The sequence below is a fragment of the Paenibacillus spongiae genome (assembly GCF_024734895.1).
GTDB classification, from domain to species: domain Bacteria; phylum Bacillota; class Bacilli; order Paenibacillales; family Paenibacillaceae; genus Paenibacillus_Z; species Paenibacillus_Z spongiae.
Map to the genome: position 1 here is coordinate 6,705,966 of NZ_CP091430.1, position 12,656 is coordinate 6,718,621.

The 12,656-nt window shown below is 55.9% G+C and carries 6 protein-coding genes; all 6 read right to left on the minus strand.

All coding sequences use genetic code 11. The annotated features are described in order from the left end of the window. Positions 1-6: 6 nt before the first annotated feature. The 6 genes from L1F29_RS30160 to L1F29_RS30185 all read right to left on the minus strand — a co-directional run bounded on the left by L1F29_RS30160 (position 7) and on the right by L1F29_RS30185 (position 12,544). Complete coding sequence (locus L1F29_RS30160; RefSeq protein WP_258385702.1) at positions 7-2,055, minus strand: hypothetical protein; 2,049 nt, start codon at positions 2,053-2,055, stop codon at positions 7-9. A 6-nt stretch (positions 2,056-2,061) separates the two neighbouring features. Then, a complete protein-coding gene (locus tag L1F29_RS30165; RefSeq protein WP_258385703.1) occupies positions 2,062-2,292 on the minus strand; it encodes a hypothetical protein in 231 nt (76 codons plus the stop codon). A 21-nt stretch (positions 2,293-2,313) separates the two neighbouring features. Beyond that, positions 2,314-4,698: an alpha-L-rhamnosidase-related protein gene (locus L1F29_RS30170; RefSeq protein ID WP_258385704.1), complete on the minus strand. Its 2,385-nt coding sequence runs from the start codon at positions 4,696-4,698 to the stop codon at positions 2,314-2,316. A 317-nt stretch (positions 4,699-5,015) separates the two neighbouring features. Continuing rightward, entirely contained in the window at positions 5,016-8,198 is a 3,183-nt protein-coding gene (locus tag L1F29_RS30175; RefSeq protein ID WP_258385705.1) for a glycosyl hydrolase, read from the minus strand. 428 nt (positions 8,199-8,626) lie between these two features. Beyond that, entirely contained in the window at positions 8,627-10,669 is a 2,043-nt protein-coding gene (locus tag L1F29_RS30180) for an ABC transporter ATP-binding protein (RefSeq protein ID WP_258389857.1), read from the minus strand. Positions 10,670-10,801: 132 nt separating this feature from the next. Then, the gene (locus L1F29_RS30185) at positions 10,802-12,544 is read right to left on the minus strand and encodes an ABC transporter ATP-binding protein (protein WP_258385706.1); all 1,743 of its coding nucleotides are present in this window, start codon (positions 12,542-12,544) and stop codon (positions 10,802-10,804) included. Positions 12,545-12,656: the final 112 nt, after the last annotated feature.

Consider the following 12,656-nt stretch of genomic DNA (forward strand, 5'->3'; position numbering starts at 1 on the left):
CCGGAATTATTTGCGGTTTAGTATAGCAAGCAAATTGACGGCAATCGGATCGGGAGGGATAACCATCCCCCCATACAGTCCCGTCACGCTGTTATGGGTATCTGCATAGCAGTCGTCAAGCAGTCCTTGTTTGTAAAGATCGAGCGTCCAAGGCAAATTATGCGGTCGCCACTGGTTATCGCGGTGATCCACCATCCAGCGGAGCGCCGCCACCGTAATGCCTTCCTGGAAGCGGTGCCAGTCGATCTCGGTATCCCATTCGTTCCAATCGATGCCGAGCGCTTCGGAGGACGCGAACGTCTCCAGAACCTCCCACTGCACATGATCCCGGACCCAGTTGGCGAAGTACCAGTCGCTTGAACAAAGGCAAGGCTTGGTGTTATACATCATCGGAACATCGCCCGGCTGCCACAAGTGCGTGAAGGGGATTAAGCAGCGCAGCCAGTAAACCGCCTTCGACTTATACCGCTCATCGCCGAAAATCCGGTAAGCGAGCGCATACGCGTTCGCAGCATGTCCGGCTGCCAGCAGGTTCGGACTGTGAAGCGGCGTCTCCCAGAAGTCGCCGCCTTCAGGGCGGCGCATGGGCATGCAATACTCCAGCGCCCGTATGGCAGCTTCTTTAAACGATTCCTCGCCCGTCTGTTCATAGAGAGCGATTAAATCGGCAGCCGGCGTGATCGTGATATCAAGCGCAGTATCGCCTGCAAGCCCCATCGGCTCCAAATATTCTCGCGCTACGACAAAGTCGTCCTTCATGTAGTGACGGCCATCCGGATCGAATGGGAAGGCGCCATCCTCGCGCTGGTGGCTGATCAGCTTATGGCCGTGCTGGAGCAGTTCCTCGCGGCTCATGGCCGAAGATGCGCCCACAACTCCAAGGCGGTGATGCGGCTTGCGGTATCCCGCCTGTTCCCGGCACCAATCGATGCGCTCCTTCAGCGCTATTGCCGCCGGCCGATCCGCTCTAGTGGCGAGATAGCCCTCGGCGAATCTCGGCTCGGCAGGACTTCCGCTTCCCGGGTGCTGTGCGAAGCCGAAGCCTTTGCCCTCTACCCAGAAACGGCTTGCGTAAGCATTCGCAATCCGGTCCAAAGCCTCCTCTAGCGGCCATCTCGGGGCTGGAGGCTCAGGCAGTTCATTGCGCTTCACCCAATCTGTAACGGCATCCAGACTGCTGCCTTCGGTCAGGAATACTTCCCCTTCGAACTCCACGACCTGATCCGGGTGCAGCTCGAGCGGGACAGCTGCCTCGGTCTGATTCTCCCCGTTCTCGCCCGAAGCATCCGGTATCATTAACCCCATCAAATGGTTGTTCATCCTGTCGATGAAATTCGGAGACGCGAAGACCGGCTGCTGCCGATGTATCCGGTAATTGAACCATCTCGTCGCATCCGAATTCGGATTCCAGGACAAGCCTACCGCAAGCCCCTCATGGCTGATGGCCATGACGGGAATCGAGACCTTGTTCGGATGCGGAACGGTCCGCAGCGCCCACGGATCTTTGAACCAGTCGCTTCCGCTGGACCATTCGTCGCCTTCGAGCCATTCAACGCCCGGCAGAATCCCGTCTGATTTGCTGCTGCCGTATGAATCCGCGCCGGCTTTGATCCAAGGCCCGCGGCAATATCTCGCGAATAAATTCGCTTTAGCAATCAGCTTATACTGAAACTGCAGCGGTGCCTTGCCCGGAGGAAGCGTGAGCACGACCTCGCCTTCCATGCACGGCTCTTGAAACGGATAGCGGATCCAGGTATCGAAGGATGTGCCGCGCAGCTTATCCTGCACGACCAGCGACTTCACCCGCATTGTCAGACGTTCCCCGAATGCGCCGCTTTCCCGTTCGACCGTATCGGCTTCGAGCCTCATGGGCATCTCTTGATCGCGCAGCATCAGCTCGCCAAAATGCTCAATGACCGCGGCAAATTTACCGTCCCTAGCGTAAATCTCGCCCCACCCCCAGCCTGTAGGCCGTTTGTGAACCTCTAGACGCAATCCATCGTTCTGAATCACGATTGTTTCTCCCGCATAGGCGGCATGCCTGTAACTTGGCATTCTTCTTCATCCCTTCCCGCTCCATAATCGAAAGCCCCGTGTAGGTCTTGAATCCCATGTATGCAAAGCTTGACCGGCCGCGATGGCGCCCATCGCTTGCAGGCTTGTCCAGCAGCCTTGCTGCCGCGAGCCGCGTACCGATCCCGCGGCAGCAAGACCGCAGGGCAGGGCGGACAGGCGTACGGAATACCCGCCGCATGTGCCCCCCGCCGGGCGCAAGGGAATACGCGCTGGCACCGCAAAGAAGTCACTTTATCACTAAGGTTGGATTGACGTCGGCGCACCTGCCCCGATGCTGCCAGGTATAATTTCGCCCGTAATGCGGACCGTATCGCCCAGCTGCTCCACTTGGACATCATGGAGTCCACTGCCCGTCCACTTCAATCCGGCCGGCATAAGCACTTCATAGTGAAGCTTGCCGTCATCGCCGGTACGCCAGCTTGCTTGGATATCTCCGGAAGGGGTAGGTATAACGCCTTCCGCCCATGTTACGCCGTCAACGATTGTCGGGCTGAGCGTAACCATGCCGCTTCCAAGATTGGAGGCGTCAACGCCGAGCACTTCGCTGGTCAACAGATTGGTCGGCGACGCCCCCCAGCCGTGCGAATGGCTGACCGGGATCGCATCCTGCAAATAAGTCGGCGTATGGCCTTGATACGGACTAGGGATTGTACAGAACGGCAGCTCGGGATCAAAGGTTTCCCACCATGTTCTGGCACCTCTGTCCAGCATCGCTCCCCAGTAATAACGGATCTGCTCGACCGCTTCATTGGCGAAGCCGTGTCTGAACAGCGTCTCCAGAACGATATGGTAGAAGAACGCCCCTCTGATGCGCGGCAAGCTTCCCGTCAAGTAGACGTCGCGAATGAATTCGACCGCCTCTTCCTCGTCGGTGATGCCGGACCAGACGGCGGCGAAATTCGTCTGTGCGGTTACGCTGCCGGAAAGCCCCTCGTCCGTCATGCAGTCCGCGAACAGCTTGCTGCCGGGAATGCGAAGCCGGTCGCGGACGGCAGCGCGCAGACGCATGGCCTTTCGGTTGAATTCTGCGCCTCTCTTCTCGCCGAGCACGTCCGAAATCTCCGCCGCCAGCTTCAGGAACTTATAATAGAAGCAGGAAATCGCCGTTACCCGGTCCTTCCGCTCAATATCATCCGACCAGTCGATAAAGCACCACCAGCCGTTTCGGTCCGCCCGGCTGAACAGGCCTTCCGCATCCTCCTGGGCGGCAAACCATTCGGACAGCTTCACGATATTCGGCCAAACCTCCTGCAGAAAGGATACGTCGCCGCTGTAGTCGTAATATTCCTTCACGCCATAGAGCCAGTGAGCGCAGAAATCCGGCAGCACGAATGTATTCTTCTCCGGTCCCGTTCCCGGGATCGATCCGTCCTCATTCTGGTTGCGCGCGCTCTGAAGCAGGCACTTGCGGACGATGGCGGCATCGCCGAATACCTGGTAAACCACCTTCGCCATGACGACGGCATCGGCCACCCACAGCGCCTTTTCCCGGTGAGGACAATCCTCGAAATGGTCTTGAGTATTTACGAGCGTCGTATATTTGCCCGTTTCCCAAATTCGGTCGAGCAGCTCGTCGCTGCTGCGGAAGCTTCCCTGCTCCGGGAACGGATAATGCACGAACCGCAAGTTTAGCTCTTGAATGACGATCGGCTGCATGGTTGCCTGGACGGCCAGCTTCATATAACGGAAGGCGCGCCGTCCGAATGAGGACAGCCGGTTGGTTCCTTTCTTGAGCATGAATGTATCGGTCAGCTCGACCTCCAGCGACTCGCCGTAGAAGAGCTGCAGCACGCCGCCTTCCGGCGCATCGACGACAAGCTCCGGATAGCCGACGACTTCACGGTCGAAATCATAGGTGATTTGCGGGAACGAGCCGGGAACGGAAGCATCGACCGTCAGCCCCTTTTGGCGCAGCTCGGCGCTTGCCCCTACAAGAAGCGATTCCGCATGAATGATTTGGCCCAAGAAGCTTTCACTGCCAATGACGGCCTTCGGCTGCCTCAGGCTTTCCTTCAGCCTCGGAATTTCCCTTGGAATGAGGCGCGGCCACGGCGAATCCGGCTGCTCCGCGCCGGCTACGACGCGTGCTGCCGGCCATGCCGCGTCGCTATAGTCCGCTTGCTCCCATCCATCCTCCGCCGATGCCAAATAAATTTCGCGGAACCCGCCCCAGTAATGCTGGCGGCTCGGATTCGCTGTCCATCTCGGCGAACGGCGGCACTTCCAGTCCGGACCGGTAGCAATAGTCAGATCGGCATCATCTGCATCGGCATTATACAGATCGAGCTGTAGCAAGATACCGCCAGGCCCCTGCATCTGATTGGTTACAATGCGCTCCGTGCCAAAGTTATAGGCCGTCACGGCAATAATATTAACGCCCGCTTGTAGGTAAGAAGCCGCATCGTAGCTGTCGAAATACTTCCACAGATTGTTGCTGGGAGACGGCCCCCTTCCCGCTTCCTTGCCATTGATGAACAGCTTGTACTGCTGATTCGCCGTTATTCGAAGATCGGCCTTCGCCGGCAGCGAATCCAACTGAAACGTCTTGCGAGCTTCCGCATAAACGTTATTGTCCGATTCATGCCCGGCTGTCCAAATCCACTGCGCTTCCCATGTCTTCAATCCAATCACCCTCCCGGTATGCAAGAAAATAAGCTATATAGATTGACGAATGAAATGAACTTCAGTCTATATACATGAATTATTATGTATACTTTATGATAAATGCATATACTTTAAAAGTCTATTGAAAGATTTGATATTATCTTAGTATTTTAAGTATATCTTAACCCTAAGTTACTTATCGCATTAATTGCTCCGCATCATCAGGCTGACAGTAATTCCTGCAGGCCAAACAAACGACCGCCGGGAGCGTGCTCCCGGCGGTCGCTGTTGCATGAAGCTATTTTTTCTTAAAGGGTAAAGGCATATATCTTCATCTATTTTCCCGGAGGAGCCGGGAGCTCGCGTTTCCATACCAGCTTCGGCGCTCCGAGAAGTCCGGACGGAAGCAGCACGTCAGCTTCCGAGAAGGATGAGCCTTCCGTCACCCAATTGTCAGGACCATAATGCGGCGTATGAAGCGGCAGCTGATGAAGCGGACCGAATGTATTGCGGCGCGTAAGCACCATGTCGAACTCCGCTTCCCCAGCAGCTATATCGGCTTCGTACGGCTGCCATGCCATCATCGACGTTTGGCCGCCGCCCCTCACATTAATGCAAGCGGCTTCGAAGTCCGGGAATGCAAGGACCGCCTTCCCGACATTGCTCGAGCCGTCTCCTTCAATAGCGGCGAGCGCTTGCTGCAGCTGTGCCGGCTCAAGCGTATAGGTTACCGTCCCCCCGTAGAATGGAAGGCCTTGTTTGGTAATGTCTCCGGCATTCAAGCGCTCCGGCAGCTTCTCGATGATACGCGTCGTACCGTCGATCCGGACACCGAAGTTCCCGAGCAGGTACATCGCCTCCAAATCAAAGCCCGGATGGAACTCAAGGGATACGTCCAGCTGATTCTCGCCTTCCACAAGCACGCCCGAAGGAATGACGAGCTTGACGAAGCAAGGGTCGATCCACTCTTCTTCGTTCACCTGTGCGCCGAGATGCTGGCCGTTTAGATGGATGTTCAGGCGCTCCGGCCGTTCTACCGCCAGATAGACGGCTCCCTGCGGCAGCTCGCTGACCGTAATTATTAAGCGCAGTTCCAGCGGCGTCCCCTGCTGCACCGTTTCTTGCATAAATTTTTCTCTGTACCACGGCTGAATCATATCGCCGGCGCGGTAATGCAGCTCCAGCTCTCTGCGAATCGCCCGGTCCGCTTTCAATATTTCGAGCGGTGCGCTCCAGCTGCCGCCGTCGATCCGATAAGCGGCCCGGTCGAGCATATATACGTTCGGCTCGTTGAGACGGAACGCATAAGAGCCGGTCACTTCCGCCGACTTGGCATCCTCATACCGGATTAACGAAGGGAGAGCCTTCGCTTCGGACTCGGTAGACGCAGCCGTACGGATTACATAAACATGCTCGCCGGTCGGTGGAAAATCAGTAACGAAGGCTGGCATGCCATCGATGCTCGCATAAGGAACATTCATCCGGTCCCCGGTCGCGCAGAACCATTCCTCGATTGCGGTCACGGTCGCTGACTGACGAATCGCGATTTCGACATTGCGATGCCACTGCGTCCGATTCATGTTCATGATGACGGCGTACAGGCTGTCTCCATCCCGCCGGACCTGAATGAAGATATCGCCAATCGCTTCCCCCGTCTGCGCGTCCCTCACCGTAACAGGCAGCTCGATCTCGCTGGTTACCGACTGAACTAGCTCTCCCTGCACGAAAGGAACATGCGCAGCTTGACGGGCCAGCTGCTCCGCCGCGTCCGATGGAACGGCATCGATATAACGAGGAGCTTCGCCAGCAACGATGACCGAACCGCCCGCTTCACGGAAGGCTTCCAGCAAATGCAGCGTCGTTGCGCGCATCGTTGTCATGCCTGTAACGAGCACCGTCCGATATACGGCTTCGCCGACACGCAGGACAGCCTTTCCGTTCTCATCGCGTTCAATGCTGCTAAGCCGTGACATCATTTCTTCATCGCCGTAATCGAAGTCGATCTGAGCGCCGGAGAGCCAGTGGAACGTGGCTTGATAATGCCGTTCCAGCTCGATAATGGCAGGGGACTGCGCGCCAAGTCCGCGCGACCAGCCCGGATAGATCTGGCACCATACGCTTTCTACCGGGTTCAAGACCAGCAGATCGCATACCGGCGTCCCTTGCGACAGGATGACGCCCAGCCGCGAGAAATAATTTTCCAGCCCTTCATACTCTCTCCACCAGCCGGATTGACGGAAGATGCTTGCCGGATAATCCCGCTTCGCCTCTCCCTCCATCGAGTACCAGGATAAGTGATGGCAGCGTACGTTAATTCCAAACAGCGCCTGCCAATCCCCTACCGCCTTATGGCCTTCCAGCGGCATCTGCCAGCCGGTACAGCCATACAGCTCGGAGAGCAGCCACGTCTTGCCGAGCTGGCGGGCGGCCGAGGAAAGCTGCTTCACGATCCAGAAATTCATGTTGCCTTCCGACAGCACGTCGACGCCCGGATAATCCATATGCTCATAATAGCGCATGACCGAGCCGATCATGGCCGATTGGGCGGACAAGCTGTCTTCGTGGAGCACATGCCCCGTTAATTTCAGATTATGTTCCCTGCACCATTCCTGAATCGGAATCGCAAAGTTGTCATGGAACATGTCCTGGAGCAGATCCGTGTAATGCCACTTCACCTGCGAGACGCTCCTGCCTTCCGGCTGGAGGAACAGCTCCGGCAGATGCGGCACCAATTCATAGCCATATTTCTCGTTGAACTTATCGAACAGCGTATACGTCCAAGGAGCCAGCCAATGCGCGTCCCTGTTTTTCCCGCCAAATCCGTCCATCAATGCGCCCCGGTGAGGCTCGTCGGTGAAGATGCCCTGAATCGCGCGGCCGAAGTGCTGCTGCGAATTTATTTTATACTTCTCGTGCGTCAATTCCAGAAAGCGGTCGACAGCTTCCCGGTTCATCGTATCCAAGTAGGTATAACCGTTATAGAAGCTTTCCTTCTCCTGCTCCTCGATCGTGAAGAGCAGAATGCTTAATGCATTCGCCTTGGCATCTTCGGCAGCGCGCTGCCATTCCTCGGCACTGTCCAGCTTGCGGCAGTCCGTATAGGCCAATCCTTCCACTTTACACACGAAAGCCGCTATCGCTTCCGCGTTCCATTGAAATTCGGATGCCGGAACGACCTGCAGACGAATGTACTTCAGCCGGTATTTGGGCTCTTCCGTTACGAGTCCGCCCGCCGTTCCGCTCGGCCAGCGGTCTTCGTCATACAGCCAAGCTTCCATGCCGAGCTTCTCCGCTTCCTCCGCGCAAGCATTAATGAGCTCGAACCATTCCTCGCCCAAATATTCGGTCTGAAGCCCTGTACGGGAATGCATGAAGAAGCCGCCGAATCCCATCTCCTTGAACATGTGAATCTGGCGAAGCAGCTCTTCCTTCTCCAGCCTGCCGTTCCATGACCAGAACGGCTTTCCCTGAAAAGCGGGAGTCGGTTGTTGAAATTGCTCTAACAATTTGCGATCCATCGTCTATTCTCCTCTTCTCTCGTTCCGGTACGGACCGGCTCGACTGATCTTCTTGCTGTATTTGAAGTATATATCGCTATATTTTACGTATACATTATAAAACTATAATATACTTTTTAAAAGAGCTATCGTGAAAGTTTTTACCGTTGCGGCTGAGAAAAGAGGGAGGAGCGGTCGGCCGGAGGGGCTGTTACGGCTGAAAGGAACTTTCAGCTCCGTGCCGCTGCGGGGTGGCCTGCTGTAACGCCCTTTTTCGGCGTAACAGCCGCATAAGCTCTGGCGGGCCTGACCCGCCGCCGCTCCCCCGGCAGGAGCGCTCCAACCAAATAAAAAAAGCGTATGGACATCTGTAATATCACAGTATCCATACGCTTCCTATAACGAATAAATAAGTTTCATAAGTCCGTCAACGTTAACTTAGAGCGAGCTTATACCGAATATGCGCCGGTCGGCGCGGCCATCGGCTTGTCGGACGCATCGGAAGGAGCAGCCGCCGATTCGCCCTGCTGCAGCTGATACATCTGATAATACTTGCCGCCCTTCGCGATCAGCGTATCATGGTTGCCGCGTTCCACGACTTCGCCGCGGTCGAGCACCAGAATCAGGTCCGCGTTCTTGATCGTCGACAGCCGGTGGGCGATCACGAACGTCGTCCTGCCTTTCTTCACGATCTCAAGCGCGTTCTGAATCATCGCCTCGGTCTCGGTATCGATATTGGAGGTCGCCTCATCCAGAATAAGAATGGCCGGATCGAAGGCGAGCGCCCGGGCGAAGGAGATCAGCTGACGCTGTCCGGCCGACAGCGTACTGCCCTTCTCGATGACCGGTTCGTCGATCCCCTTCGGCAGATTCTTCAGCACCCTGTCGGCTCCGACATCCTGGAGCGCCTTCTCCACGCGCTCGCGGGTGATCGCCGGATCGTCCATCGATATGTTGGAAGCGATCGTTCCCGTGAACAGGAACGGGTCCTGCAGCACGATCCCCATATGCTCCCGCATCGTTTGGCGCGGCATCGTGCGAATGTCTACGCCATCGATGGTCACGCGTCCGCTGTCTACGTCATAGAACCGGAATAACAGATTGATGATGGAGCTTTTTCCCGAGCCCGTATGACCGATCAGCGCAACGGTCTGACCTTGCTTGGCCTCGAACGAAATGCCTTTGAGTACATTCTCGCCTTCCTTATAAGCAAACCAGACATCCTCGAATGCCACGTTGCCCTTATACCGCTCCATATGCTCATCGGATACGTCCTCGCCCTGCTCATCCAGCAGAACGAATACCCGCTCCGCCGATACGAGCGCCGTTTCCAGATTCGGCAGCTGGTTCACGATATTAACGATCGGTTGGAACAACCGGTTCAAGTAATCGACGAAAGCATACAGCACGCCGAGCGACACGACCGCCTCCGGACCGGCCAGCGATCCGCCGCCGAAGTAGTAGATCAGCGCGACATAGGCCACGTTCCGGATCACGTTGACCAGATTGTGCCCGGTCCAGGCATTCAGACTGAGCAGCTTATTCTTATATTTGAAGTTCTCGTCATTATAGTTCTCGAACTCCTGCTCCATCTTCTTTTCTTTGCGGAATGCGCGGATGACCGCCATCCCTTGAATCGTCTCATTAATGCGGCCGTTAATTTCACTTAACGTCGAACGGATAATCCGGTTATACCGCTTGGCGACTTTGCCGTACAGGATAACCCAGAGAACCATTGCCGGGATAATGAACAGACATATTGCAGCGAGCTTCACATCGAGAATGAACAGCGCCGTAAAGATACCCGCCATATAGATCGTACCTGTAAAAAAGTTGGCCAGCACGGTCACATACAGCTCGCGGATCGACTCGGTATCGTTCGTAATGCGTGACACGATCTTGCCGGCAGGCAGGTTGTCGAAGTAACGTACCGGCAACCGGTTGATATGCCCGAATACCTCGTTGCGCATGTTCCGGATAATCCGGTTGGCCGATGCTTGCAAATAATAACGCTGCCCATATGAGAAGATAGCCGACAGCACGACTAGGCCAAAATAGAACCAGCAGAGCTGCAGCAGTCCGCCAATCTCCGGCCGGAAGAAGTTATACAGCTCGCCCTTGCTCAGCTTGGCGGCTTCATAGGAGGCGGATTCCGTCCCCTTCGTAATCGTAAGCACGCCATTGCCGTCAACCGTCCGCACCCCGTCGAACGCAATCGAGGACGGGATGAAATAATAATCCTTGCTCACCTGAATCACCCTGGCTTCTTGGCCGCGGGCTTCGCCTTCTTCGAAATGGTCAGCCCGCTTGTAGGAGCTGCCCTGATAATCCGCCGCATACCGGTCCCCGGCATCCGTGCCGTACCAAGGCTGCTCAATGCCCGTGATGTGCACGTCGATCAGACGCTTCGCCACCAGCGGCCCCGCCAAATCTGTCGCAACGGCGACTGTCAGCATTAATAATGCAATCAACAGCGGTCCTTTAACCCGCATCGCATACCGGATAAGCCGCTTAACGGTCCGCTTCGTATCCGCCGGCGGCAGATCCTGATCCGGATCCCCCTGCGCCAGCTCTAGTTCCAATTCCAAATCCTTTTCTTTGTCCTTGCTCACGTGCCTTCACCTCTATTCGTTCGCCGCTTCAATCTGCTGTCTTACATATTGCTCGCTATACCAGCCGCCTTGCCGCATTAGCGCTTCATGCGTCCCTTGCTCGATTACTTTTCCTTCATCTAATACGAGAATCCAGTCGGCATGCTGGACGGCGGACAGACGATGTGTCGTAATCAATGTCGTCTTGCCGGCGCGTTCGCTCCGGATGTTCGCGATGATCTCCGCTTCCGTCCGCGCATCGACGGCGGACATCGCATCGTCAAGCAGCAGTATATCGGGATCCGCGATGAGCGCCCTTGCGATGGACACCCGCTGCTTCTGACCGCCCGACAACGCAACGCCTTTCTCTCCGACCAGGGTCGACATCCCGCTCGGCAGGAAGGTTAAGTCTTTCTTGAACGCCGATGCCGATATCGCGCGTTCCAATTCGGCTTCGTCCGCTCCATCGCGGCCGAATAGAATATTGTTCTTCACCGTCCGCGAGAAGAGGAACTGCTCCTGCGGCACATAGCCGTACCAGGATTTCAACCGATCCATATCGATCCGGTCAATCGGCGTGCTTGCAATGGCAATCTGGCCTTGGCCCAGCGGATATTCCCGAAGCAGCTGCTTGATCAGCGTCGTCTTGCCGCTGCCGGTCCGTCCAACGATGCCCAGTGTCTGGCCTTGCTGCAATGTGAAGGTGACGCCGGATAAATTATCGACCGTTGAAGACGGATAACGGAACGTTACGTTGCGAAACTCGATCTGTCCTGCAGCCGAGACAGGTTTCGTATCCACCGGATCCGGAACATCGGATTTCGCCCCGAGCGTTTCGATGACGCGGTCCAACGAAGCATTGCCCCGCTGCATAATATTGATCATCTCGCCGATGGCGAACATCGGCCAGATCAGCATGCCGAGATAGACGTTGAAGGCGACAAGGCCACCGATCGTCAGCTCGTTGTGATAAACCAGATTGGCCCCATAGCCCAAACCGATCAGATAGCTTGCGCCGACAAAGATTTTGACCGTCGGCTCGAACAAAGCATCGATCCGGACGACGGCAATATTTTTGCGCAGCACATCGTCGGTCACTTCCGCGAAGCGCTTCTCCGAAGCCCTCTCCTGCACATAGGCCCGGGTTACCCTCGTACCGGAAATCGTCTCAAGAACGCCGTCGTTCATCGCACCGAACGCATCCTGCGCATCGGAGAACCGGCTATGGATCTTGGTACCGAAGATGGAAACCAGAATGGCCATGAACGGAAGCGGCAGAATCGCGACAAGCGTAAGCTTCCAGGAAACGAAGACCGACATGGTCACAAGGAGCGTGGCCATCCAGAGCGTTGAATCGATGAAGGTCAGCAGCCCGAAGCCGGCTGTCATGGAGAGCGCCTGCAGGTCATTCGTTGCCCGCGCCATCAGGTCTCCCGTCCGGTTCCGCTCATAGAAGGTCGGCGTCATGCGCAGAAACTGCCGCATGAGCTTTGAACGCATCATTTTCTCGACGACGAATGCCGCCCCGAACAATTTATACTGCCAAATATATGATATCGCGTAGGTCAATATGGTTAGAATGACTAACATCACAAGCGTGGTGGTCATACTCTCCCAAGTCAAGGTTCCCAATTGAATGGAATCGATCGCGCTTCCCACCATCATGGGCGGGAACACCTCAAGGATCCCGCAGATGATCAGCAATGCGATCGCTGTAATATATCTCTTTTTCTCCAGCTTGAAAAACCAACCCAGTTTATGCAATACAGCAATCATATGGTTTGATCTCTCCTCTCACTCCAAAATTTAGCAAGAAGAAACGGCTTCCTCCGTCCGCCGCGGCGAAGTAAGTTTCTCCCCTGAACAAGACCAGAACAATGTTGATATC